This window comes from Xanthomonas axonopodis pv. maculifoliigardeniae (assembly GCF_041519315.1).
GTDB lineage: Bacteria > Pseudomonadota > Gammaproteobacteria > Xanthomonadales > Xanthomonadaceae > Xanthomonas > Xanthomonas euvesicatoria.
Genome location: NZ_CP167998.1, coordinates 4,258,121 through 4,281,824, shown reverse-complemented (window position 1 = coordinate 4,281,824; position 23,704 = coordinate 4,258,121). Strand labels below are relative to the sequence as shown.

At 65.7% G+C, this 23,704-nt stretch carries 21 protein-coding genes and 1 pseudogene; 14 read left to right on the top strand and 8 right to left on the bottom strand.

The window, feature by feature from the left end; genetic code table 11:
- The first annotated feature begins 93 nt into the window (after window positions 1-93).
- The 3 genes from tsaD (at window position 94) to ACDH77_RS18240 (ending at window position 3,996) form a co-directional block, all read left to right on the top strand.
- Window positions 94-1,155: a tRNA (adenosine(37)-N6)-threonylcarbamoyltransferase complex transferase subunit TsaD gene (gene tsaD / locus ACDH77_RS18250; protein WP_218489103.1), complete on the top strand. Its 1,062-nt coding sequence runs from the start codon at window positions 94-96 to the stop codon at window positions 1,153-1,155.
- 84 nt (window positions 1,156-1,239) lie between these two features.
- Window positions 1,240-1,596, top strand: coding sequence for a dihydroneopterin aldolase (folB, locus tag ACDH77_RS18245; protein WP_008577426.1), 357 nt, complete (start codon window positions 1,240-1,242; stop codon window positions 1,594-1,596).
- Window positions 1,597-1,824: 228 nt separating this feature from the next.
- Window positions 1,825-3,996 (top strand): glycoside hydrolase family 3 N-terminal domain-containing protein, encoded by a 2,172-nt coding sequence (locus tag ACDH77_RS18240; protein ID WP_008577425.1) that lies wholly within the window; start codon window positions 1,825-1,827, stop codon window positions 3,994-3,996.
- Between the two features lie 171 nt (window positions 3,997-4,167).
- On the opposite strand, the gene ACDH77_RS18235 is transcribed toward ACDH77_RS18240, so the two are convergent.
- A complete protein-coding gene (locus ACDH77_RS18235) occupies window positions 4,168-5,346 on the bottom strand; it encodes a PQQ-dependent sugar dehydrogenase (protein ID WP_011348829.1) in 1,179 nt (392 codons plus the stop codon).
- 182 nt (window positions 5,347-5,528) lie between these two features.
- Between ACDH77_RS18235 and yiaA the strand changes: the two are divergent.
- Window positions 5,529-5,962, top strand: a pseudogene (gene yiaA / locus ACDH77_RS18230) (inner membrane protein YiaA).
- Window positions 5,963-6,016: 54 nt separating this feature from the next.
- Here yiaA and ACDH77_RS18225 read toward each other — a convergent pair.
- From ACDH77_RS18225 to ACDH77_RS18200, 6 genes are all read right to left on the bottom strand, one after another.
- Window positions 6,017-6,349, bottom strand: coding sequence for a hypothetical protein (locus tag ACDH77_RS18225; protein WP_014091261.1), 333 nt, complete (start codon window positions 6,347-6,349; stop codon window positions 6,017-6,019).
- A 168-nt stretch (window positions 6,350-6,517) separates the two neighbouring features.
- Window positions 6,518-7,015, bottom strand: a complete 498-nt coding sequence (locus ACDH77_RS18220) for a hypothetical protein (RefSeq protein ID WP_008577417.1) — start codon at window positions 7,013-7,015, stop codon at window positions 6,518-6,520.
- Window positions 7,016-7,214: 199 nt separating this feature from the next.
- The gene (locus ACDH77_RS18215; RefSeq protein WP_014091259.1) at window positions 7,215-8,531 is read right to left on the bottom strand and encodes an APC family permease; all 1,317 of its coding nucleotides are present in this window, start codon (window positions 8,529-8,531) and stop codon (window positions 7,215-7,217) included.
- Window positions 8,528-9,304: a L,D-transpeptidase gene (locus ACDH77_RS18210; protein WP_031425135.1), complete on the bottom strand. Its 777-nt coding sequence runs from the start codon at window positions 9,302-9,304 to the stop codon at window positions 8,528-8,530. Before ACDH77_RS18210 ends, ACDH77_RS18215 begins: the two co-directional genes overlap by 4 nt.
- A 259-nt stretch (window positions 9,305-9,563) precedes the next feature.
- Window positions 9,564-10,661 carry a dipeptide epimerase gene (locus ACDH77_RS18205; protein ID WP_031425134.1) on the bottom strand — a complete coding sequence of 366 codons (1,098 nt, stop codon included), beginning with the start codon at window positions 10,659-10,661 and terminating at the stop codon, window positions 9,564-9,566.
- Window positions 10,658-12,070 carry an SH3 domain-containing protein gene (locus ACDH77_RS18200; protein ID WP_372353579.1) on the bottom strand — a complete coding sequence of 471 codons (1,413 nt, stop codon included), beginning with the start codon at window positions 12,068-12,070 and terminating at the stop codon, window positions 10,658-10,660. Before ACDH77_RS18200 ends, ACDH77_RS18205 begins: the two co-directional genes overlap by 4 nt.
- 372 nt (window positions 12,071-12,442) lie before the next feature.
- Here ACDH77_RS18200 and ACDH77_RS18195 point away from each other — a divergent pair, with 372 nt between their 5' ends.
- The 10 genes from ACDH77_RS18195 (at window position 12,443) to ACDH77_RS18150 (ending at window position 20,330) form a co-directional block, all read left to right on the top strand.
- Window positions 12,443-13,249 carry an N-acetylmuramoyl-L-alanine amidase gene (locus ACDH77_RS18195; protein ID WP_011348821.1) on the top strand — a complete coding sequence of 269 codons (807 nt, stop codon included), beginning with the start codon at window positions 12,443-12,445 and terminating at the stop codon, window positions 13,247-13,249.
- Window positions 13,250-13,340: 91 nt separating this feature from the next.
- Window positions 13,341-14,087, top strand: a complete 747-nt coding sequence (locus ACDH77_RS18190) for a M15 family metallopeptidase (protein ID WP_031425132.1) — start codon at window positions 13,341-13,343, stop codon at window positions 14,085-14,087.
- Window positions 14,088-14,372: 285 nt separating this feature from the next.
- Window positions 14,373-14,570 carry a CPXCG motif-containing cysteine-rich protein gene (locus ACDH77_RS18185; protein WP_008577403.1) on the top strand — a complete coding sequence of 66 codons (198 nt, stop codon included), beginning with the start codon at window positions 14,373-14,375 and terminating at the stop codon, window positions 14,568-14,570.
- 225 nt (window positions 14,571-14,795) lie between these two features.
- Window positions 14,796-15,173: a hypothetical protein gene (locus tag ACDH77_RS18180; RefSeq protein ID WP_031425131.1), complete on the top strand. Its 378-nt coding sequence runs from the start codon at window positions 14,796-14,798 to the stop codon at window positions 15,171-15,173.
- A 227-nt stretch (window positions 15,174-15,400) separates the two neighbouring features.
- Window positions 15,401-15,754, top strand: a complete 354-nt coding sequence (locus ACDH77_RS18175) for a hypothetical protein (RefSeq protein WP_005911460.1) — start codon at window positions 15,401-15,403, stop codon at window positions 15,752-15,754.
- Between the two features lie 231 nt (window positions 15,755-15,985).
- Window positions 15,986-16,387 (top strand): EF-hand domain-containing protein, encoded by a 402-nt coding sequence (locus ACDH77_RS18170; protein ID WP_029820509.1) that lies wholly within the window; start codon window positions 15,986-15,988, stop codon window positions 16,385-16,387.
- Window positions 16,388-16,424: 37 nt separating this feature from the next.
- On the top strand, window positions 16,425-17,177 hold the full coding sequence (locus tag ACDH77_RS18165; protein WP_031425129.1) for an HAD family hydrolase: 753 nt from the start codon (window positions 16,425-16,427) through the stop codon (window positions 17,175-17,177).
- A 137-nt stretch (window positions 17,178-17,314) separates the two neighbouring features.
- Complete coding sequence (locus tag ACDH77_RS18160) at window positions 17,315-17,887, top strand: hypothetical protein (RefSeq protein WP_372353578.1); 573 nt, start codon at window positions 17,315-17,317, stop codon at window positions 17,885-17,887.
- Window positions 17,888-18,181: 294 nt separating this feature from the next.
- Window positions 18,182-18,799, top strand: coding sequence for a hypothetical protein (locus ACDH77_RS18155; protein WP_372353577.1), 618 nt, complete (start codon window positions 18,182-18,184; stop codon window positions 18,797-18,799).
- 163 nt (window positions 18,800-18,962) lie between these two features.
- Entirely contained in the window at window positions 18,963-20,330 is a 1,368-nt protein-coding gene (locus tag ACDH77_RS18150) for a VOC family protein (RefSeq protein WP_372183760.1), read from the top strand.
- 190 nt (window positions 20,331-20,520) lie between these two features.
- Here ACDH77_RS18150 and ACDH77_RS18145 read toward each other — a convergent pair whose 3' ends face one another.
- On the bottom strand, window positions 20,521-23,661 hold the full coding sequence (locus tag ACDH77_RS18145; RefSeq protein ID WP_031425122.1) for an efflux RND transporter permease subunit: 3,141 nt from the start codon (window positions 23,659-23,661) through the stop codon (window positions 20,521-20,523).
- Window positions 23,662-23,704 lie beyond the last annotated feature (43 nt).

Here is a 23,704-nt window from a genome sequence, read left to right as displayed (position 1 = left end):
GCACGGCAGGGCGGAGCAGCATCTGGGAATCGGCCGATCTGCGCAGTGCAAAAGCTGCGAAAATAGTGGCATCTCCCTGCATGCCGAGCTGCCGTGAAAGTCCTTGGGATCGAATCATCGTGCGATGAGACCGGTGTGGCGGTCTACGACACCGCATTGTCGGGCGTGCCGGCGCTGCGCGCCCACGCGGTGTACAGCCAGATTGCGCTGCATGCCGAATACGGCGGCGTAGTGCCCGAGCTGGCCAGCCGCGACCATGTGCGCAAACTGCTGCCGCTGATCCGCCAGACCCTGGGCGAAGCCGGGTTGAGGATCGACGAACTCGATGGCGTGGCCTACACCGCCGGTCCGGGCCTGGTCGGGGCCTTGCTGGTCGGTGCCGGGGTGGCGCGTTCGCTGGCCTGGGCACTGGATGTGCCGGCGATCGGCGTGCATCACATGGAAGGCCACCTGCTGGCGCCGTTGATGGAGGACGACCCGCCGCAGGCGCCGTTCGTGGCCTTGCTGGTCTCCGGCGGGCATACCCAATTGGTGTCGGTGAAGGCGCTGGGCAGCTACGAAGTGCTGGGCGAGACGCTGGACGACGCGGCCGGCGAAGCCTTCGACAAGACCGCCAAGATGATGGGCCTGCCGTACCCGGGCGGCCCGCAGCTGGCGGCCTTGGCCGAAACCGGTACGCCGGGGCGCTATAAGTTCGCGCGTCCGATGACCGACCGGCCTGGCCTGGATTTCAGTTTCAGCGGGCTCAAGACCCAGGTGCTGCTGGCCTGGCGGTCCAGCGACCATTCCGACACCACCCGCGCGGACATCGCGCGTGGCTTCGAAGACGCGGTGGTGGAAACCCTGGCCATCAAGTGCCTGCGCGCGCTGGATGCGGCCGGCTGCAACACCTTGGTGGTGGCCGGCGGCGTGGGCGCAAACAAGCGCTTGCGCGCGCGCCTGCAAGAGGCCGCCCAGCGCCGCGGCGGCCGGGTCTGCTTCCCGCGCCCGGCCTTGTGCACCGACAACGGCGCGATGATCGCCTTCGCCGGCGCGCTGCGGCTGCAGGCCGGCGAACATGCGGATGCGGCGGTGCATGTGACGCCGCGGTGGGATATGGCGGGCTTGCCGCCGCTGGCGGCGGCGCGGGAATCGGGAGTGGGGAATCGGGAATAGTGAAGAGCTTTACGCCGATCCTGTCCGTACGTGCGCTGTTGTCTTTGCTCCTCCCCATTCCCTATTCCCGACTCCCGATTCCCCATGGATAAAGTGTTTATTGAAGGTCTCGACATCGATGCGCTGATCGGCATCTACGATTGGGAACGGCGCATCCGGCAGACCTTGCGGTTCGATCTGGAAATGGGGTTCGACAACCGCATTCCGGCGGCCAGCGACGACATCGCCGATACGTTGAACTACAAGGCGGTGAGCAAGCGCTTGATCGAGTTCGTGCAAACCTCGGACTTCGGGCTGGTGGAGACGCTGGCCGAGCGCTGCGCGGCGCTCGTGCTGGACGAATTCGGCGTGCACTGGCTGCGTTTGAAGCTGAGCAAGCCGGGGGCGGTGCGCGGCGCGCAGGCGGTGGGCGTGATCATCGAACGGGAACGAGCGGTCTGATCGCCGCCTGCGCACCCGCCTGCCGGCCATTCACTCCATGGCGGAAGCCGGGAGGGCTGGAGGCGCCTGGCGGAGAGGGCTGCGCCGCTGCGGCATTCTGGCGCGCACTGTGCGTTGCAACCGGCCTCTACAAATCACCAAATCCCACTCCCGGCCCTCGAAACTTGCCTGCGCGCAGGTGCGTCAGGCTAGAATTGACGGCCATGTAAACGTTTTCTCAAGGATCTCATGGCTGCTGATCGCATCGAAACCCTGATTGCCCGGATGACCGTCGAAGAGAAGGTCGGACAGTTGGGTGTGTTCGCCGACATGGTGCGGCCGTTCGCGCCGGACGTGAATCCCGAGGCCAACGTGCTCAATGCCGACGAGGTGCTGCAGCAGGTGCGCCTGGGTCGGGTCGGCTCGCTGTTCAACGGGGTGGGCGCCGCGCTGGGCGTGCAGATCCAGAAAGTCGCGGTGGAAGAGAGTCGCCTGGGGATCCCGGTGATCCTGGCCGCCGACGTGATCCACGGCATGCGCACGGTGTTCCCGATCCCGCTGGGCGAGGCGGCCAGTTTCGAGCCGGCGTTGGCCGAGCGCACCGCGCGCGCCACCGCGATCGAGGCCACCGCTGCCGGCCTGCACTGGACCTACGCGCCGGCCGTGGACATCGCCCGCGACCAGCGCTGGGGCCGTGGTGCCGAGGGTGCCGGCGAAGACGTGATGCTGGGCGCCGCCTTTGCCGCTGCCCGTGTGCGCGGGTTCCAGGGCAGCGACCTGACCGCCCACGATTGCCTGTTGGCCACGCCCAAGCATTTCGCCGCCTATGGCGCAGTGGCGGCGGGCATGGAATACAACACCGTCGACATCGCGCCGCAGACGCTGCGCGATGTGCACTTGCCGCCGTTCAAGGCCGCTTTCGAGGCCGGCGCGTTGACCGTGATGTCGTCCTTCAACGACATCAACGGCGTGCCGGCCAGCGCCAACCATGAGTTGCTGACCGAGATCCTGCGCGGGGAATGGCAATTCCCAGGCGTGGTGATTTCCGATTACACCGCCGACATGGAATTGATCGCCCATGGCTATGCCGCCGATGAGCGCGACGCGACCAAGAAAGCCTTCCTGGCCGGGTTGGACCTGAGCATGCAGAGCGGCTTTTATGCCGCGCATCTGCCTGCGCTGGTGGAAAGCGGCGAGGTGCCGATGGCCACGTTGGATGCCAGCGTGCGGCGCATCCTGCAGCTGAAGGACGCGATCGGGCTGTTCGACAATCCGTATCGCTCGCTGGACCCGGCGCGCGAAGCCGACACCACGCACCTGCCGGCGCACGATGCGCTGTCGCGCGATGCGGCGCGGCGCTCGATCGTGCTGTTGAAAAACGAAGGCGGCGTGTTGCCGCTGAAGAAGAGCGGCCAGCGCATCGCGTTGATCGGCCCATTCGTGCAGGACCGCGAGAACATCGAGGGCTGCTGGACCTTGTTCGGCGACAAGGAACGCTACGTGACCCTGGAGCAGGGCGTGCGTGCGGTGGTCGGCACCGAAGATCTGAGCGTGGTGGCCGGTTGCGGACTGGAAGAGGCGCTGCCGGGTGGCATTTCCGCTGCGATCGATGCAGCGCAGGCGGCCGATGTGGTGGTGCTGGCGTTGGGCGAGCCGCAGCGTTTCAGCGGCGAGGCACAATCGCGCACCGAGATCACCTTGCCGCCGGCGCAACAGGCACTGGCCGAAGCGATTGCAGCGACCGGTACCCCGATGGTGGTGTTGTTGCGCAATGGCCGCGCGCTGGCCTTGAGTGGTGCGGTGCGCGATGCCGACGCGATTGCCGTGACCTGGTATCTGGGCACGCAAACCGGGACCGGCGTGGCCGATGTGCTGTTCGGCGACTACAACCCGTCGGCGCGTCTGCCGATCAGCTTCCCGCAGGTGACCGGGCAACAGCCGTATTTCTATAACCATCTGCGCACCGGACGCCCGGAATTGCCGGCCCTGTCCGAGTACAAGGCGCGTTGGCGCGAGATGCCAAACGAACCGTTGTATCCGTTCGGACATGGATTGAGCTACACCACCTTTGCGTATGCGCAGCCGCAGTTGAGCGCGGCGCAACTCGGCTGGGATGAGACACTGACCATTACCACGCGCGTCACCAACACCGGCAAGGTCGCCGGCGAGGAAGTGGTGCAGTTGTATGTGCACGATCGCGTGGCCAGCCGCGTGCGCCCGGTGCGCGAACTCAAGGGATTTCGCAAGGTGTTGCTGCAGCCCGGCGAGAGCCAGGAGGTGGTGTTCACACTGGAGCGCGACGCGCTGGCATTCACCAACCACAAGGGCATCTTCGGTGCGGAGCCGGGTCTGTTCGATCTATGGGTGTGCGCGTCGGCCAAGAGCGGCGAGGCCGTCAGCTTCGAGCTGCTGGAACGCTGATAGCGGCGCGCTTGGCACCGACAGCCAGCGGCTATCGTGCGAACGGATGACCACGGCTACAACACGAAGCCCCCGCTGATGCGGTGCTCAGACGCGATGACGACTGTTCATGTCGTCATCGCGTCTGCCGGTGCGCTGCGTCAGCTACACCGGCTCATGCTGCGGAATCGATCAGGCGTCGTTCTCGACCGCGGCCTTGCTCTTGGGCGTCAGCTTCAGCAGACGTCCGGTGCTGCCACTGGCTTCGTCTTCCAGTAGCCAGAGCGCGCCGTCCGGACCTTGTTCCACTTCGCGGATGCGTGCGCCCATGTCGTAACGCGCCACTTCGCGCGGCTGGTCGCCCAGCGACACCTGCACCAGCGCCATCGACGACAGCCCACCGATGAAGCCATTGCCGCGCCACGCCGGGAACTGCTTGCCGCTGTAGATCACAAAGCCTGCCGGCGAAATCACCGGTGTCCAGCTGATCTTGGGCGCGGCGAACTCCGGGCGCGTGTAGTGGTCGGGGATCGGCGTGCCGTCATAGTTGTCGCCGTTGGAGACGATCGGGTAGCCATAGTTGGCGCCACGCTGGATCAGGTTCAACTCATCGCCGCCGAGCGGGCCCATTTCGTGTTCCCACAGGCGGCCCCTGCTGTCGAAGGCCAGACCAAGAATATTGCGGTGGCCCAACGACCACACCTGCGCGGCAACGCCGCCTTGCGCAACGAACGGGTTGTCGGTCGGTACGCTGCCGTCGTCGTTGAGCCGGATCAGCTTGCCGAGGTTGGCTTTCATGTCCTGGGCAGGAGTGAATTTCTGCCGTTCGCTGGAGCTGATCCACAGTTTGCCATCGGGCCCGAACGCGAGCCGATGCCCGAAGTGGCCATTGCCGGTGACCTTGGGATCCTGGCGCCAGATCACCTTCAGGTCCGACAGCGTGCCGCCGCCGGTTGCATCCAGCGTGAGTTTGGCGCGCGCCACCGCGGCGCCCCGCGTGTCGCCCTCGCCGGGCTCGGCATAACTCACGTAGACCAGCCCGTTCTTGGCGAAGCGCGGATGCGCCAGCACATCGCCGAAACCGCCCTGGCCACCATAAGCAACGGCCGGAATACCGGTAATGGCGCTCTTGCGCTTGGTCTTTAAGTCCAGTCGCATCAAGGCGCCGCGCTTTTCGCTGACCAGCAAGCTGCCATCGGGCAGAAAGGTCATTGCCCACGGTTCGTCGAAATCGGCGACCGTGGTGGCCTGAAATGGCCACTGTGCCTTGGGAATGGAGGCCGCGGGGGCGGCTGCGGGCGCAGCAACTGCAGTGCCGGCAGTAAACAGGGTGGCCGAGCAGGCCAGGGCAAGCAGACGACGGACAGACATGGGGTCCTCCTGGGGATGGGCGCGGTACGTTGCAGCCCTCCCGCAACGTGTCCCGCGTCGGGTTTTCAAGTACCTTACACGACGTCGCCGGGGGCACCCTTGTTGCAGATCACTGTCTGCACGACGCCCGCGTCTCACATCGTTGTATGTCGTGCATCGTTTCACCATGGAAAGACGTTTCCATAGCCACGCAAAAAACCTCGCCTGCTTTTATCGCTGCATCCTGGACCGCCTTGTTGCTAGGCAGTGCGGCATATCTGATCGAGTTGTGGAATGCCGAGAGGTTGCTCAACGAAAAGGGTTACTACTTCACGCTGCTACTGTTCGGTTTATTCGCATCGGTATCATTGCAGAAGAGCGTGCGTGACCGTGCCGATGGGATTCCGGTCACTGGCTTGTACTACGCCATTTGCTGGTTTTCGCTGATCGTCGCATTGGTGCTGCTGACCATCGGCCTGATCAATGCCACGCTGTTGCTGAGCGAAAAAGCTTTTATGCCATGGCATATGCTTTGAGCCTGTTCGGTGCGGTTGCGGTGCAGAACAATACCCGCGATGCGATGGAGATCACCGACGCGCCGCGCAGTGCGCGTAGCGTACCGCCAGAACTCGACTGAACCATTGCAGATCGTAAGATGCAACAACGCCACCTTGACGGTGGCGTTGTCGTCTCAGCGCTTATGCGTATCGTCGCCGGTGACGAAATCGGCTGCGTTTTCCCAGGCGCGCTTGACGGCATGTCGCGCCTTGCTCCAACTCAGCGACGAGGTGCCGCGCTTGGCTTCCCAATCGCGATGCAACTCGGCTTCGACCTGATCGTACGCGCGCGCGTTGTCGCGGATACGCGCTTCATGGCCTGCCAGATAAGCACCTTCGTAGTCTTCGTAGCGATCGCCTTCGGTGTAATACGGCTCTTCGGTGAAGCGTTCGCGCCAATACGTCGATATGTTCTGACTGCGGTCTTCGTCCGGTGCCCGGCCCGGAATCTGATACGGCACGTTCATGCCTGTCTCCGTGGTGGATGTGCGAATTACCCTAGGCCGATCGCCGTTAATTTCATTGCCAGGGCAGGTGAGGAGTACATCAATGCAGCAGGCTCGAAGGGCGGCGTCGGCCACGCTTTTCAACGCGCTATCGCTGCAGCGTTGCGTGGCAGATTCTGGTCGATCGCTTCACGTGGTCGCTGAGGCCGCTTCATACGGCAATGGGGTGGCACCTGCCGCCACCATGGCGGCCTCGGCGTCCTGGAGCGCCGGCTGCTCTGCGTCGATGATCACCAGCACGCGCCCGGCCTGGATTTGATCTTCGAACTGACGACGCACCGGATCGGGCACCGTGGCGCCGATCAACGCCGACGACCAACTGCCGACCAGCGCACCAGCCAGTGCCATGACGCCCGCGCCGGCCAAGGTCAGCCCGATCGGCGGTACTGCGATGGCGACCAGGCCAGCCACCAGGCCGGCGGCACCGCCGGTGGCGGCGCCGCGTGCGGCAGCGGGAAGGAAGTCGGTCTTGACGTCCTTACGTTCGTCCGGCACCTCCTGCAGCTCGATATCGGAGCGGGCAATCAACGACAGCGCATCATTGTCGATGCCGGTACTGCGCGCGGCCTGCAGCACGCGCTGGGCGCTGTCGAGATCGGCGGTGCTGTAGACATGGCGCAGTTTCATCGCAAGCTCCCATGCAAGTAGAAGCGCAGCGTTGGGTGCGCGCGGTTAGGCGTGCGTGAGCGCTGCGCGAGCATGCCGCGAAATCGCAGGTCATCGCCGGGCGCGCGGCTCACTGCCCGATGGACGGGAACGTGCAGCAAACATGCGTTCGTGCGCGCATGCCGCCTCGAAGGCTGCTCAACCGCAGTTCGTCGTGCCCTCAGCCGCTTTCGACCTGCTTGCGCGGAAACAGATAAAACACCCAGCCGACCAGAAGTGCGACGCCTGCTGCGGCCAGATTCTGCCAACTGGCGCTGGCCAGCAGGCCCAGCGACAGCACCAAGGCGGCAATGGGGATGGCCGGGCCGCCGGGCAGGCGCAACGTGTCGGTGCGCTGCCGGTACCTGCGCGCCAGCACGATCACTGCTGCGGCGGTGCCGATGTAGGCGAACAGGCGGGTGACCATCGACAGCAATGCCAGCTGCGTAAACGATCCCGACAACGCCAATGCAAGCGACAACGCACCCTGCGTCAGCACTGCCGCGGCGGGCGTGTGGAAGCGCGGATGCACGCGTGCGAGAAACGCAGGGCCATAGCCATCGCGCGCAAGCGCAAACAGAAAGCGCGGGCCGAGCATCACGGTGTTGCTGGTGGTGCCGAGGATGGAAATGGTGGCACCCACGGTGAGGATCAGTGCCAACGCTTCGCCACCGAATCGGCTTGCGGCATCTGCCAGCGGCGTCGGCGAGGCCGCAAGGTTGGGCAGGGTGCCTTGCGCCACCACCTGCACGGCGGCGTAGATCAGGGTGACGGTGACGATCATGGTGATCAACGCAAATGGCACATCGCGCCGCGGGTTGCGGTATTCGCCAGCGGCCGCCGGAATGTTTTCGAAACCCGCGTAGGCGAACAGCAGCAGCAAGGCCGCTTCACCGAGATTGCCCAGGTCGCGCAGATCGGGCGCGGTGCCGGCAAAGGCCCACGACCAATCGACATAGAACAGGCCGATCGCCACGAACAGCAACAACGGCACCAGCTTGCCGATGACCAGCGCGATGCCGGTGCGCGCGGCCGACTTCACGCCGATCACGTTGATGGCGGTGAGCAGTCCCAGCGAGCCGACGACGACCAGCAAGCGCGCCCAGGGATCGGTGGAGGCCGTGGGCCAGAACCGCGCCACTGCGTCGGCCAGGCCATTGCTCAAGGCGGCGGCCGAGCTGATGCGGGTAAGCCAGATCATCCAGCCAATCTGAAAACCGACGAACGGGCCGAATGCTTCGCGCGTATAGAGATAGCTGCCGCCCGGCGTATCGAAGTAGCTGCCCGCCTGCGCGTAGCACAGCACCAGCAAGGCGACCGCGAGGCCGGCCAGCATCACGGCCCACAGGCTCATCGGCCCGAGCAGCGCGGCGGTCGCGGCAGGCAGCAGGTAGATGCCGCTGCCGATGACATCGTTGATCGACAGGCCGACGATCTGCCATCGGCTGACGACACGGACCAACCCCGTCGCGTCCGGCGCAGGTTGCGGCGTGCTCATGGCGCGTCCTCGGTCAGTGCAGGCAATTGCCATGCAGTGTGCAGGCGTGCGTATTCGGTGCGTGGCAGCAGCACGAACAACGGGCGATCTTCCGGCTTCAGCCAGGCGAGCAGGCGTTGCATGTCGGCCGCCGCCATCGCAGTGCAGCCGGCGGTGAACTGGCCCGGCGTGCGCCACAAGTGCGCGAAGATGCAGCTGCCGCGCCCGGGAATGGCCTTGGGGTTGTGCGCGATCACGAAACCCTCGCTGTAGCGCGCATCGCCTGGGTGGCGCAGATCCAGACGCATCGGCTCGGTCGAGCCGGCGACGGCGGCCTCGCCCACTTGCGCGGCATCGACGATGCGGTTGTACAGCGGCGAGCTGGGCACATCCATGCAGTAGTGGGTGGCGCTCATCGCCTGGTACGGCATCGCGGTGTCGATCTTCGAGGCATAGCCGAACGCCGGGCCGATGGCGAAGACGCCGGCAGGGCTGCGGCCATCGCCTTCGCGCTTCTGCGGGCCTTGCGTCTGCGCCGGATGCAGGCCCTCGCCCCAGGCACTGCCATGCCGCCCGAGCGCGACGGTAAAGCTCCGGGCAGCCGGTTGCCATTTGCCATCCACACGGGTGAAGGTGTGCAGACGCGCCTGGGTGCTGTTCCAGTCCGCGGTGGTCACCACGATCAACGTGCGTGCCTGATTCAACGCATCGACCGGGCTGGCCGCAATGGAGAGACTGCTACAGCTTGTCAGCGCCAACAGCACAAGGGATCGAAACACGGTGGCAAGGCGCATGCAGGCTCCGGGTGTTGGGTCGAGCGGGATGAATCTAGGGGCGACACACGTTGCTGAAGACGGGGGCCACGCTGGTGTCGCGTGATCGCACCGCCTTGTCGTTACTGTACTCAGCAATGCCGCCCGGTGGTGCATATGCGTGCCGCGCAGCAGGCAGGCGCGTCCGTTGCCCGGAATCGGCGAGTAACGCTGGTCATACCAACGTTTCAGCGCGGTCTGCTCCACTTGGGAGCCGTGCGCTGCACCGCGTCGGCCGCTTTCACGCCGGCAACAGCTCCAGCCCACGAATGCGGCGGATGCCCAGTCCCGGCGAATCGTCGATGTGGATCTGCGCCTCGTCGAAATGCGCGCCGCCCTCGGTGGGGTCGAACTGCCCGAGCGCAGGTGCATCCAGATCGGCCAGGGTGATGCTGTCGGCCTTGGCCACCGCCAGATGCACCGCGGCGGCCACACTGATGCTGGATTCGATCATGCAACCGATCATGCATGGCAACCCGTACACCCCGGCGATGTCGGCGATGCGGATGGCATTGGACAGCCCGCCGGTCTTCATCAGTTTGATGTTGATGATGTCGGCGGCGCGACGCTGAATCAGCTCGATCACCTGCGTGGGCGAGAAGACGCTCTCGTCGGCCATCACCGGCGTGTCGATGCGTGCGGTGACGAAGGCGAGCCCGTCGAGGTCGGCGGCCTTGACCGGCTGCTCCAGCAGCTCCAGCGCGATGCCGCCATCTTCCAGCGTGCGCATGGTGCGCACCGCTTGTTTGGGCGTCCAACCTTGATTGGCATCCAGCCGCAGCGATGCGCGCCCGGCCACTGCCGCATGAATTGCCGTGACGCGTTCGACATCCGACTCGATGTCCTTGCCGACCTTGATCTTCAGTGCGCGATAGCCACGTGCGAGCGCGGCCTGCGCCTGCGCCACCATGGTGTCGATCGCATCGGCACTGATGGTGATGTCGGTGGTGATACGCGGCGTGCCGCCACCGAGTAACCGGTACAGCGGCGCACCAAACGCCTGCGCCCACAGGTCGTACAGTGCGATTTCCACGGCGGCCTTGGCGCTGGTATTGCGTTCGATCGCGTGTTGGACGCGCCCGCATAGCCGGTTGAGATCGGCCACGTCCTGGTCGATCAGCTTGGGGCCGATGCAGTGTTCGATCGCGGCAATGATGCTGCCATGGGTGTCGCCGGTAATGGGCGCGGTGGCGGGCGCGGCGCCATACCCGATATGGCCGCTGTCGGTCTGCAACAGCACCACCACGTCCTCGATTGCCTGCACCGTGCGCACGGCGGTCTTGAATGGTGTTTTCAAGGGCACGCGCAGCATGCCAAGCCGAAAGCCGGTGATCTTCATAAGGTGGCCGTTGGAAAAACGCGTTGAATGCGGGTGATGTGGTCGATGAATGCAGTGCCATCGCTGGCAAGCAACGGCAGCAACGGGGTGACCGACACACCATTCAAACGCGCGCGCTGCACGCTGCCATCGACGACGCGGTAACTGGCCCCGGCCACATCATGGATCACCCATGGCGTGCCATCTGCATGCCCGATGACCAGCATCACATGGCCTGGAATGTAGATCAGATCGCCAACCTGCAGCTGTGCGAGCCGTTGCAGGCGGTGCGCCAACGGCGCGCCAGCGTCGAACGCAACACCGTGCAACACCGCGCTGCGCGCCTGGTCGCCGGTATTGCGAGGCAGCACGAGACCGAGGCTGCGATAGACATCCAGCACGAAGCCGCTGCAATCGCGCGCATCGTAGTCGTTGCCCCAGCCATAGCGTTCGCCAAGGAATTTGAAGGCCTGCTGGAGCAGTGCGGCGTCGGTGGCGGGCAATGCGCCGATGCGCACATCGGCACCGCGCGGCATCAATGCGGGCACCAGCTGCAGACGCCCATCGGCACTGCGCACCGGCAATTGCACCACGTGGGCCGCTAGCGGCAACTGTCCGTTGACTGGCTGCTGCGGCGGCCAGTCGCCGAGCAAGGGCAGGCTGGTGCCCATGTCCAGGGTCAGTGCAGAAATTGCCGGACGTTCGGGTGTGTAGACGGTCTGCGCGCGGGCTGCGGTGACGATCAGGCGCGGGCTGCGCTGTGCGTAATTCAGCACCTCGGTGCGGCTGCCTTCGGCAAGCTGCGTGCTTGCGATCCAGGCAGCGTAGTTGGCGGCGATCACGAACTTCCACGCGCCATCGGCACTGCTGTGCAGGACCGCCACCGGCGTGCCGGGGTATAGCGCCGATTCCTGGAAGCGGTCGATATCGCGGTCGTCGGTACTGGTGAACACACGCTGCGCAGTGGGGAAGGTGCGCAATGCGCCACGTGTGACGACCAGCGCAAAGCGCAGTGGCACCTGTGCGGGTATCGCATCCAATGCCAAGGCCGTGCGCAATGTCGCCAAGCGTGCGGTATCCAGACGCCGCCCGTCTGCGTCGTAGAGCGGACGCGTCGGTATTGCCGATAACGCGTCGATACGCGCTCTCACATCGGCTGCGGGCAGCGTCTGGGGAAGTTGCGCGATGTCATGCATCGATGCATCGTCGCGCAGCAGGCGTGTATTGACGTCGGCAATCTGCGCGGGGTCGATCCGCGGCATCTGCGCGTTGCGGCTGCGCCGGATCCAATACTCTGCGGTGAGCTGTGCATCGCTGACGACAAAGGGCGGTGCTTGCGCGGCCGGCGTGGCAGCAGGCGCTGGTGCGGCGCCGCTGGAACGGGCAAGCGCGATCAGCAGCAACATCAGCAGGTGGCGCGACAATGGCATGCAGGGCTCGGGAGGAAGGCAGCCGCTGGCGCGCTGCGAGGCAAGGCCGATAGTGGCATGCGGCGCAGAGCGTATCCACATGTCCTAACTGCGTGGCGACTCTTGCCGGCAGGGGACGTTTGGGGGCGCGTTGGTGCAGAGCGTGCGGGAAGCCCATGACCCTCCTTGCCGCAGCCGTAGATACGCGAGTGGCCGCTACTGCCGTCTCCGCAACGGCGATGCTTGCCAAGCTGGGAGACACCACCTGCGACTCACCGATGGCAGCGCGTAAGGCACCGCGCTGCCGACGGTCCCATCGGCAGACGGCCGCGCAAGCACGACTCGGCCGATAATGGTGCTGCGCAGGTCGTCCGGCCTTCCCAGGAGTAATCCGTGCTGCCCAGCTTTTCTCTCTCGTCATCGGCCTGGCTGCGTGCAGCTGTTTGCCTGGCCGCTCTGTCGCTGGGCGCCTGTGCCCACGCACCGCAGCGCAATCCGCTGGCGCAGTGGGTGCCATCGCCCAACTACGACACGCGGCGACCGATCCTGATCGTGTTGCATTTCACCGACCAGCAGTCAGTCCGGCAAAGCCTGAGTACCCTGCGCGGCCGCAACAGTGGCGGGCGCGTCAGTGCGCACTACCTGATCGGCGAAGACGGCCAGCGCTACCAATTGGTCAGCGATGGGCAGCGCGCCTGGCACGGCGGGGCCGGGCGCTGGGGCACCATCACCGACATCAATTCGGCCTCGATCGGCATCGAACTGGACAACGACGGTAGCGAGCCATTCGCGCCGGCGCAGATCGACAGCCTGCTGGTGTTGCTGGACGATCTGTGTCAGCGCCTGCGTATTCCGCGCACGCAGATCGTCGGCCATGAAGACGTGGCCCCGACGCGCAAGAACGACCCCGGACCGTTGTTCCCCTGGAAGCGCCTGGCCGACGCCGGTTTCGGCCGCTGGCCCGCTGCCGACGCGCCCGCTGCCCCGGAAGGTTTCGATCCGTGGCAGGCGCTGGCCCTGATCGGCTACAGCATCGACGATCCGGCCGCCACCCTGCAGGCGTTTCACCACCACTATCGCGGCAACAGCGCCACCACCCTGGATGCCGAAGACCTGCGCATCTTGTCTGCGTTGACCCACCACGCGAGACCTTCCAGCCCGCGACCGGCGCTTGAGCCAACTGAAGGCGACGACCACTAGGCCCACAGGGATCGCGCCACGCTGTAGCCGGTGGCGAAAGACGCGCGGCTTGATCTACCGCGCAAACGCGGCATCTTGCAAGGGAACCGAAATGACCGACAACCTGCTGTTCCGGAATGGGCGCTGCTGGCGTCAGTGCTTTGTTCAAGGCGCTTTGCTGATGAGCGCCGTGGCGCCATTTGCGCTGGTCGCCGGCCAGGTGCATATGTCCTCGGCAAGGACCGCGGCAGAGGCCGGCCTTGTGGACGTGCACGCCCTCGCGCCGGATATCGCATTGGACATGCGGTATGCGAGCAGCAACAACTTCACTGGGCGGATGGTACCGGGCTATGACGCGCCGCGGTGTTACCTGTTGCGGCCGGCTGCCGACGCATTGGCGCGGGTAGCGCAGACGCTCAAGGCCGAGGGCTATCGGCTACAGGTGTTCGATTGCTATCGGCCGGTGCGGTCGGTGAAGGCATTCGTCACCTGGGCTGCGGATCTGCAGGATCAATCGACCAAGGCGCAGTACTACCCGCGGGTGGACAAGCGCGCACTGCTGGGCGATTACATTGCGCCCACCTCCGGGCACAGCCGTGGCGCGACGCTGGACCTGGGCTTGCTGGAGTGCCGGCCGGGCGGGTGCCGTGCAGTGGACATGGGCACAGGATTCGACTTCTTCGATGCGCGGGCGCACACCCACGCGCCCGACATCAGCGCAGCGCAACGCGCGCACCGCCAGCGCCTGTTGCAGGCGATGGCGGCCGAAGGATTTTCCAACTATCCGATGGAATGGTGGCATTTCACGTTGCGTCCCGAACCCACGCCCGAGACGGCCTACGATGTTCCGGTAGACTGACAGCGACCAGGCAACACGCTCTTGGTCGCTGATCGATCTGGTCGTGCTCGCGATCGGTTGGCCGCTCGCGAGAGCCGTGGAGGCAGGCAGCGTGTCGACGTCGGCCGCACTTACATGGTCGGGCGCGCGCTCGCCTCATGCAGATCGTGCTGGCATCGGTCGCCTCACCGGCACGGCGCAAGCACCAGCGCAGCGCCAGTCGTACACTCCGATGTCCGCCAGCAGCATCGGCCGGGGTCGCCCGCCACGTCCGGTCACTGGCTTCGATAGATCCAAGGAACCGTCATGTCCGACCCGGAACGCTTTGTCGATATCGCCTGCCCGTACTGCGGGGAGTGGATCACGCTGGCGCTGGACCTGACGGGCGGCGATCAGCATTACATCGAAGATTGCCAGGTCTGCTGCAAGCCGATTGCGGTAAGCGTGCGCTGGGACGAAGAAGGCGAAGCGCAGGTGACTGCGCGTGGTCAGGACGACGCCTGAGCCATTGTGCGGGCGGCCGCATCTGGCCCGCCTGTGATTGTGATACGCGACAGTAGCGCGCCCGGTGGCATGCGTATGCCGGCAATCGCCTGTCATCTGCAGGTCGTCACGGCCGCGCCATGGGCCTGGCAGCCTCCGGTTCGTTCAGGGCACCCGCGTTGCAAGGCGCGCGGATCCGGGCGCTGCAGCCGCTAGACTGGTGCGCCTGCTGCCTGGATCGTCACAATGAATCTGCCCTTGCATTTCGGCCTGCTCGGTTCACTGGAGGCCGGGCTGATTGCGCTCGTCCTGGGCGTGGTGGTCTTTGCGGCAGTGGAGCGGGGCGGGCGACGGTTGCAGTTCAACCATGGCCACACGCTGGGCATTGCGTGCCTGCTGGCCGTGGCCATCGGTGCCGGATACGACATCTGGCATCTCGTCTACACCAGCATCGTGCGGCTGGAATCGCCGTTGTATGCGCGCCTGGCGCTGGCCAAGATCCACGACCCCAACGAACTGGGCTCGCGCGTGGTGCTGGAAGTGGCCGGCGCGCTCGCTGGCGTGGTGCTGGGTTGGAAACTGTTCAGTTCCGGGAGCTGGGAAAACGACCCGCCAAGTGCCTGAGCGTGCGGCATAAAGTGCGGGGCAGGTCGCAAAATTCCATGCATTGAATGAGGCGCTTCGGTTTGACTCACTTACGCCTAACAGGCGCTTAGCCGCAAATATTCAGGCGGTGGTTAAAAGCCTGTTTTGCGCGAAATTACGCCGGGTTGGGCGTTCATTTGCGATGGGTAGGGTGGTGCCATGTGCGGCGACACCCGCGCATTCCCAAGCATAAGGAGACCACCCCAATGAAGAATCGCAACCGCACCTCGCTGCTCGCCGCTACCGCCGCTCTTGCTGCCGCCCTGGCGCTGCCGGCGATGGCGCAAAGCACTTCTCAGGACGCAGCGGCGCAATCGGGCAGTTCGGCCACCTCCGCACAATCGAGCGGTGCAAGCTCCGGTGGCGGCCAGACCTGGGCCAGCGTGGACACCGACAGCGATGGCGCCATCAGCAAGCAGGAAGCGCAGGTCAACGCCGGCCTCGCGCAGATCTTCGATCAGGCCGACGGCAACACCGATGGCAAGCTGACCCCGGATGAGTACAAGGCCTTCGTCGCCAAGCAGCAGGGTGGCGGTGCCACCGGTTCGCAGGGCAACTAAGCCACGTTCAACATAGCGCTGGTTTGAGGAAGTAAGGCAAGCAACGCGCCGGCACAGAGTCCCGTCGGCGCTCAGCGACCAGCTTGACCTGCACCAGCAACAGGATGGACACGCGGGAGCGATCTGCCAGGGTCGCTCCCGTTTTGTTGACGTCTGCCGCGTTAGGGTGAGCCGTTCCGTGTCGAGCGCTCATCGATCATGTCGCACTTACGTCTTGCCCTTCTGCTCGGGTTGGCGAACCCCGTGCTTGCGCTCGCCGCACCGCCGGTGTTGCCGCCCGCCACCCCGACGACGTCGGTGCCGGCAACCGCTGGCAGCACCACACCGGCGATGTCGCCGTTGCCGATCGATCCGCCGGCTCCGGCCACCACGCCCCTGCTGCCGACGGCACCCGGGCCCGCCAAGTCCACGAGCGGTGCCGAGGCGTCCGCTGCCGCCGCCGGCAGCCTGGCACCGCGCAGTTTCCGTAGCCTGGATACAGACGCCGACGGATCGCTGACGCTGGCCGAAGCAAGCGCCGACCCGGTGTTGCGCGAAAACTTCGCCAGCTTCGACAGCAATGGCGACGGGCGTCTGTCGCGCGAGGAATTCGCCAGCTATCAGCCTGGCCCGGGCGATGCTGCAGGCGATTGAGCACGGTGCCATACCCGTGCGCTGCTAAACTTGCCCGATGAGCTCACTTGCACAGCGCGACGGCCAGGCGATCCAACTGGTCGGCTTCGATGGCGACGATACCCTCTGGAAAAGCGAGGACTATTACCGCACTGCCGAAGCGGATTTCGAAGCGATCCTGGCCGGGTACCTGGATCTGGGTGACAGCCGCATGCAGCAGCATTTGCTGGCGGTGGAGCGGCGCAACCTCAAGGTCTTCGGGTATGGCGCCAAGGGCATGACGCTGTCGATGATCGAAACCGCGATCGAACTGACCCAGGCGCGCATTGCCGCGCACGATATCCAGCGCATCGTCGAGATCGGCCGCGCCACGCTGCAGCATCCGGTGGAAGTGATTGCCGGGGTGCGCGAGGCAGTCAGTGCGATTGCCGCCGAGTACCAAGTGGTGCTGATCACCAAGGGCGACCTGTTTCACCAGGAGCAGAAGATCGAGCAATCTGGCCTGGCCGATCTGTTCCCGCGGGTGGAAGTGGTGTCCGAAAAGGATCCCCGGACTTATGCGCGCGTGCTCGGCGAATTCGGTTTGCCGGCGCAGCAGTTTGCAATGATCGGCAATTCGCTGCGTTCGGATGTGGAACCGGTACTGGCCATCGGTGGTTGGGGCATCTACACCCCGTACGCGGTGACCTGGGCGCACGAACAAGAGCACGGGGTCGCGGCCGACGAACCGCGCATGCGCGAAGTGCCCGACGCCGCCGGCTGGCCGGCAGCGGTGCAGGCGCTGGATGCGTTGGCGCGGCGGCAGGGCTAAGCTGGGGTGGGGCGCCGTTGTTGCGGCTATGCTGGTTTGGTAAGTTGATGCGTCAACGCGCGGGCGCCTCACGCGCCCAACGACAGGATGTTTACGGCTGTGCATGCGTGCGCGGCCGGAGCTTGGAGGGAGTGCCGATGACCATGGTGTCCGTTGCCCAGCGCGCCGGTTTGGCCTTGTTGCTCGGGCTGCTGATCGGTGCCGCACCGCTGGCTGCCGCCGAGCTGGAAGAGGAAATCATCAACCCGAGCGAAGTCACCTTTCGCGACGGGCAGCCTTACTACGACGACGGCGGCGATTACGTACGCCTGCAAACGCGCCGTGTGGGCGGTGAGTTGGTGTATTTCCGTAAGGTGCGCTTCGATCGTGAGCATGGCTATGTGGATGCGCACGGCGAGAGTGTCGCCAGGTCGCAGGCTCGAGCGAGCGAGCGCGTTCGCAGCGACGGGTTTGTCGGCGCCGGGTACGACGACCGGTATGTGGGCGATGGCGGATATCGGGCCGGTGGTGGCCCACTTCGCCTTGGTGCTTCGCGCAACCGCCCCTACGGCCAGATGTATTATGGCAATGGTCTGTATGGTACGGATCCGTACAGCAGTCCGCACAACCGCGACGCACGCCAGCGTTACATCGGCCCCGGCTACATCGGCTCCTGCGATCTGAGCGGTTGCCGCGAGGTTCACCAGTTCGGGTTTTACGAGCTGCGCTAGGAGTCAGGGTGCGGCCCACGCCATCCATTGGACGTACCGTGTCATTGCCGCGCAGATCGCCGTGGCCGATCTTTCGCCGGACCTTGGACTGCGCGCCGCGGCTGACGACCACTGCAATGGCTGGTTGAAATCAGTGCGCACGGGGCCGCTGCGGCCGACGCGCTGATCTATGCCCGATAGCGCACCTGGGGCACTGCGCTGCGCTTCCTCGCCAGGCGTGGGCGTTGATACGCGGGTGTGCCAGGCGCCCAGCAGCGGCGCTTGACCCGGCGCCCGCCTGACAGCACCGCACGCATGCGGCATCATCGCTGCATGCCTGTCTCTTGCTCATCCGTGTTGCGCTCCGTGCCATTGCTGATGGCCTCGCTGTGGCCGGCGCTGGGCGCAGCGCAGGCCTCGCCGGCATCGGCGACCGCAGCTGCAACGGAAGAAGCGGCGCCAGCGGTGACGCCAGGCACCGGCGACGCCTGGGTGGATCAGCACCTGGCCGATATGGGCAGTTATGCGCAGCGCTATCCGGCCAGCTTCATCGACGAGGTGGCGCGCTATACCGGCACGCCGCGCGCGTATGTGCAGGCGCTGCTGCAAGTGCACGGCTGGCATGCCGGCGACATCTATTTCGCGTGCTTCTGGGCGCAGACCGTGCAGCTGTCGTGCCGGGACACGGTACGCGCTTACAGCCGCGACCATCGCGATGGCTGGGAGGGTGTGGTCACGCGGCTGTCGGTGGCACCGGACAACCTGCACATGCGCGCACTGCGGCATGCCATCGTGGCCAGCTACGACCGCTGGGAACGTCCGATCACCCTGGACGCATTGCTGCGGCGCCAGCTCGGCGATCATGCGCAGCGCCTGGAAGCGGCGCGCCAGGCGAGCGAAGCGGCCGAAGCGGCGGTGCAGGCCGGGCTCTGACGCGGTCGCTGCGTCGTTGCGCCATGCACTTGCCGGCATGGCGCGGCTGTCTGCGCAACAACACGTCGCCTGCGATGCTGCCGTGCCGCTGGTCGACCCAGGCCGCGGTCGGCGAGAATGCGCTACCGCTGGCGTTCGGCCGGCACCTGCCCAAGACCAGCCCATGCGCGATACCGCCTTTGTCTCTCCCGATCAGATCCGCAGCTGGTTCGCCCAGGCGATGTCGGACATGTATCGCACCGAGGTGCCGTTGTATGGCGACCTGATGTCGCTGGTGGCGCAGGTCAACGCGCAGACGCTGCAAGCCAATCCGGCGCTGGCGCAGCGGCTGCAGCGCAACGACGAGCGCGCGCGGCTGGATCTGGAACGGCACGGCGCCATCCGCGTCGGCACGGCGGCCGAACTGGCGACCTTGCGTCGGTTGTTCGCAGTGATGGGCATGCAGCCGGTGGGCTATTACGACCTGTCGGTGGCCGGCGTGCCGGTGCATTCCACCGCATTCCGCCCGATCGACGAGGCGGCGCTGTCGGCAAATCCGTTTCGCGTGTTCACCTCGCTGCTGCGGCTGGAACTGATCGAAGACGCCGCCCTGCGCGCACAGGCCGAGCAGATCCTGCAGCAGCGGCAGATCTTTACCGCCGGCGCCGTGCAGTTGATCGAGCGCTACGAACAGCAGGGCGGGCTGGATGCCGATCAGGCACGGCAGTTCGTGGCCCAAGCGCTGGAAACCTTCCGCTGGCATGGCGATGCCACGGTGTCGTTGCCGACCTATCGCGCGCTGAGCCAGGCGCATAAGTTGATTGCCGATGTGGTGAGCTTCCACGGCCCGCACATCAATCACCTCACGCCACGCACGCTGGATATCGATGCCGCGCAGGAACAGATGCAGCGCGCCGGTATCGATGCCAAGGCGGTGATCGAGGGGCCGCCGCGTCGACGCGTACCGATCCTGTTGCGGCAGACCAGTTTCAAGGCGCTGGAAGAGCCGGTGCGTTTTGTCGGCGATGGCGGGCAACCGGAACACGGCACGCATACCGCACGCTTCGGCGAGATCGAGCAGCGCGGCCTTGCCCTCACGCCAAAGGGTCGCGCGCTGTACGACGCGCTGCTGGCGCAGGCGCGCGATGCCGATGGCGCCGGCAGCACCGGAACCGATTACGCCACCCGGCTGCAGACCGCCTTCGTGGCCTTCCCCGACGACGAGGCGTTGCTGCGGCAGGAAGGGCTGGGCTATTTCCGCTATGCGCTCACCGATGCCGGCCGCGCCGACCCCGCGCAGGTGGCCGCCATGCCGGCAGAAACCGCGATCGCGCTCGGCCTGGTCAGTGCCGACCCGATCATTTACGAAGATTTTTTGCCGGTCAGCGCGGCCGGCATCTTCCAATCCAACCTCGGTGGTGCCGAGCAACGCGCCTATGCCGCCCATTCGAGCAAGCGCAGTTTCGAGCAGGCGCTCGGTGCGCAGGTGCACGACGAATTCGCGCTGTATGCGCAGCTGGAGCGGGAGTCCTTGCAGGGGTTGCTTGCGTAGCATCGCGGCATGCCGCATGCCGCATGCGTCGGCGGTATCAAGCCGGGCTCAGCGCATGCGTCCGTGCTTGCTTTGCGCAGGTGTCCTCGCCCCACGGCATGGGTCCACACGCAGACGAGCGCCTGCGTGTTTCCGGTTGCTCGCACCGAGGCTGCGCTGCCGGGCCGGGCGGGTCAGTCGAGGCGAAACCTCAATGCGCCGGGGTGGCCGGGCGACGCGCTGCCGCGCGTTCTGAACGGCGTGCGCGCGCACGGGCGCGACGCGCCTTCCAGCGCTCGCTCAGGCACGAGAAGATCACGTACAGCGCCGGGGTGCTGAGCAGGGTCAGGCTCTGTGAGAACACCAGCCCGCCGATCATCGCGATGCCCAGCGGACGACGCAGCTCCGAGCCTTCACCCAGGCCCACCGCCAGCGGCACGGCGGCCAGGATCGCCACCATCGTGGTCATCATGATCGGGCGGAAGCGCACGATCGAGGCCTCGCGTGCGGCTGCGCGCGCATCCATGCCGTGCACGCGCTGCGCCACTAGCGCGAAGTCGATCATCATGATGGCGTTCTTCTTGACGATGCCGATCAGCAGCACCAGCGCAATCATCGAGATGACCGACAATTCGGTGTTGGTGATGAACAACGCCAGCAGCGCGCCCACGCCGGCGGCCGGCAAGGTGGACAGGATGGTCACCGGATGGATCAGGCTCTCGTAGAGCATGCCCAGCACGATGTAGACCGTGAGGACCGCGGCCAGCAGCAGGATGCCCATCGAATTGGGACTGAGCTGCACGTTGAAGCTGTCGTCGCCACTGAGGCGGATGCCGTCGGGCATGCGCAGGCCCTCCACGGTGGATTTGATGATCAGATCCGCCTCGCCCGTGCTGACGCCCGGCGCCAGGTTGTAGCTCAGGTCCATCGTGGTGTACTGGTTTTCGTGGATGATCTGCGGCGGCGCCAGGCCCGGTACCTGGGTGGCGACCGCGGTGATCGGCACCATCTGGCCGGCACGGTTGGGCACGAAGATCTGATCCAGCGCCTTGGGGGTGGCCGTCTGCGACGGCAATGCATTGACCACCACGCTGTACTGATTGAGGTCGGAATAGATGGTGGAAATGGAGCGCTGGCCGAACGCGCCATACAGCGCACCATCGATGGCGCCCACCGAGATGCCCAGGCGCGCCGCCTTGGCACGGTCGATCACGATGTTCTGGCGCAGGCCGGCGGTATCCACGTCGGTACCGACATCGCGCAGGTGCGGGTTCTTTTTCAGCGCGGCCTGCAGTTTGGGAAGCCATTCCTGCAGCTGCGCCAGGTCGTTGCCCTGCAGCGACACGCGGTATTGCGCGCCCTGGCTGGTGCCGCCGCCGCCGTCGCTGGGCAGGTCCTGGATCGCACGCAGGCGCAGGTCCAGGTCCGGGTAACGGTCGGCCTTGGCGCTCAGGCGCGCGACCACTTCGGCGGTGGTGTCGCGACGGCCCTCATCGCGCTTTTTGAGCTCGATATTGAACGATGCGCTGGAGCCCTGACGGCCGGAGCCCAGGCGTGCGCCGACGGTTTTCACCGCCGGGTCTGCCATCAGCATGTCGGTGATGCGGCGCTGGCGGCTGACCATATCGGCGAAGGACACCGTGGCGCTGGAATTGGCGCGGCCCCAGATCAGGCCGGTGTCCTGCGCGGGAAACGAGCCCTTCTTGACCGCACTGCCCAGGAAGAGGGTGGCGGCAATCAGCAACAACGGCGTCAACGACAGCAGGAGTGCATGGCGCAGCGAGAAATCCAGCGCCACCGTGTACACGCGCAGCATGCGTTCGTGCATGCGGTCCAGCCAGGCGCCGAAACGGCCGGGTTTTTCAGGCTCGGCGTGCGGCGACAGGAAACGGCTGCACAGCGCCGGCGTCAAGGTCAGCGACACCAGCATCGACACCACGATCGCCGCCACCAACGTCACGGTGAACTCGCGGAAGAACGCACCGATCATGCCGCTGGCGAACAGCATCGGGATGAACACCGCCACCAGCGAGGCGGTGATCGACACGATGGTGAACCCGATCTCGCGCGCACCGGCCAACGCCGCGTCCAGGCGCGACATGCCTTCGTCCAGATGCCGCATGACGTTTTCGATCACCACGATCGCATCGTCGACGACAAAGCCAATCGCAATGACCAACGCCAGCAGGCTGAGGTTGTTCAAGGTGAAGCCGAGCACGTACATCACCAGCGCCGAGCCGGCCAGCGACAGCGGCACGGTGACTGCGGCGATCAGGGTGGGCGCCAGCCGGCGCAGGAACAGCGCCATGGTCAGGATCACCATCGCCAGGCTGATCATCAGCGTGGCCTGCACCTCGTGCAGCGAGGCGCGAATGGTGGGCGTGCGGTCGAAATAGGGCGTGAGCGTGGTGCCGGGCTGCAGATAGCTGCGCAGTTCGGGGATCTGCGCCTTCACCTGGTCGACGGTTTCGACGATGTTGGCGCCGGCGCGGGTGAAGGCGTACATCACCACCGCCGGTTTGCCGTCGAACCAGGCGGCTTGATAGGCATCCTGCTGGCCGTCGTAAACGGTGGCCACATCGCCCAGCCGCACGATGCGTCCGTTGGACTGGGTGGAGATGGCCAGCTGCGCAAAATCGGCGGCCTTGGACACCGAATCGTTGGAGATGATGGCCATGGTGGTGTTGCCGTCGGACAGGAATCCGGTCGGCGAGGTCACATTGGCCGCGCGCACCGCATTGCGCAGATCGTCCGGGGTCAGGCCCAGCGCATTGAGTGCGCGCAGGTCCACGTCCACGCGGACTGCCGGGGTGGACGCACCGGCGATGTCCACCGAGCTGATGCCGGTGATCTGGCGCAGCCGCTGCGCCAGCAGCGAATCGGCCACGTTGTAGAGCTCGTCGGCCGATTGCGTCTCCGAGGTCAACGCGATGGCGATCACCGGGTCGTCGTTCGGGTTGGCCTTGGAGTACATCGGCGTCCCGAGCCCGGAAGGCAGGTCCGATTGCGATGCGTTGATGGCGGTCTGGATGTCCTGCGCGGCCGAATCGATGTTGCGGCTGCTCTGGAACACCAGCACGACCAGGCTGCTGCTCTCCGAACTGGACGAGCGCATGCGGTCGATCCCGGGCAATTGGCCCAGGTGACGTTCCAGCGGCGCGGTGACGGTGGAGGCCATGGTGCTGGCGTCGGCACCGGATTGGGTGGCGTGCACGAAGATGATCGGAATCTGGATGTTCGGCAGCGCCGCCACGCCCAGCCGCAGGTAGCACATCAATCCGATCACGAACAAACCGATCGCCAGCAGCGAGGTGCCGATCGGGCGCTTGATGAAGGGCGCGGAGATGTTCATCGGGTGACTGCCGGGAATCGGGATTCGGGATTCGGGAATCGGT

Excerpts from the sequence above, each read along its gene's own strand:
- ACDH77_RS18235 (WP_011348829.1), bottom strand. The coding sequence starts at position 5,346 with ATGTCTGTCCGTCGTCTGCTTGCCCTGGCCTGCTCGGCCACCCTGTTT.
- ACDH77_RS18215 (WP_014091259.1), bottom strand. The coding sequence starts at position 8,531 with ATGAGCACGCCGCAACCTGCGCCGGACGCGACGGGGTTGGTCCGTGTC.
- ACDH77_RS18190 (WP_031425132.1), top strand. The coding sequence starts at position 13,341 with ATGACCGACAACCTGCTGTTCCGGAATGGGCGCTGCTGGCGTCAGTGC.
- ACDH77_RS18210 (WP_031425135.1), bottom strand. The coding sequence starts at position 9,304 with ATGCGCCTTGCCACCGTGTTTCGATCCCTTGTGCTGTTGGCGCTGACA.
- ACDH77_RS18165 (WP_031425129.1), top strand. The coding sequence starts at position 16,425 with ATGAGCTCACTTGCACAGCGCGACGGCCAGGCGATCCAACTGGTCGGC.
- ACDH77_RS18150 (WP_372183760.1), top strand. The coding sequence starts at position 18,963 with ATGCGCGATACCGCCTTTGTCTCTCCCGATCAGATCCGCAGCTGGTTC.
- ACDH77_RS18185 (WP_008577403.1), top strand. The coding sequence starts at position 14,373 with ATGTCCGACCCGGAACGCTTTGTCGATATCGCCTGCCCGTACTGCGGG.
- folB (WP_008577426.1), top strand. The coding sequence starts at position 1,240 with ATGGATAAAGTGTTTATTGAAGGTCTCGACATCGATGCGCTGATCGGC.
- ACDH77_RS18180 (WP_031425131.1), top strand. The coding sequence starts at position 14,796 with ATGAATCTGCCCTTGCATTTCGGCCTGCTCGGTTCACTGGAGGCCGGG.
- ACDH77_RS18145 (WP_031425122.1), bottom strand. The coding sequence starts at position 23,661 with ATGAACATCTCCGCGCCCTTCATCAAGCGCCCGATCGGCACCTCGCTG.
- ACDH77_RS18175 (WP_005911460.1), top strand. The coding sequence starts at position 15,401 with ATGAAGAATCGCAACCGCACCTCGCTGCTCGCCGCTACCGCCGCTCTT.
- ACDH77_RS18205 (WP_031425134.1), bottom strand. The coding sequence starts at position 10,661 with ATGAAGATCACCGGCTTTCGGCTTGGCATGCTGCGCGTGCCCTTGAAA.
- ACDH77_RS18155 (WP_372353577.1), top strand. The coding sequence starts at position 18,182 with ATGCGGCATCATCGCTGCATGCCTGTCTCTTGCTCATCCGTGTTGCGC.
- ACDH77_RS18225 (WP_014091261.1), bottom strand. The coding sequence starts at position 6,349 with ATGAACGTGCCGTATCAGATTCCGGGCCGGGCACCGGACGAAGACCGC.
- ACDH77_RS18200 (WP_372353579.1), bottom strand. The coding sequence starts at position 12,070 with ATGCCATTGTCGCGCCACCTGCTGATGTTGCTGCTGATCGCGCTTGCC.
- ACDH77_RS18160 (WP_372353578.1), top strand. The coding sequence starts at position 17,315 with ATGACCATGGTGTCCGTTGCCCAGCGCGCCGGTTTGGCCTTGTTGCTC.
- ACDH77_RS18220 (WP_008577417.1), bottom strand. The coding sequence starts at position 7,015 with ATGAAACTGCGCCATGTCTACAGCACCGCCGATCTCGACAGCGCCCAG.
- ACDH77_RS18240 (WP_008577425.1), top strand. The coding sequence starts at position 1,825 with ATGGCTGCTGATCGCATCGAAACCCTGATTGCCCGGATGACCGTCGAA.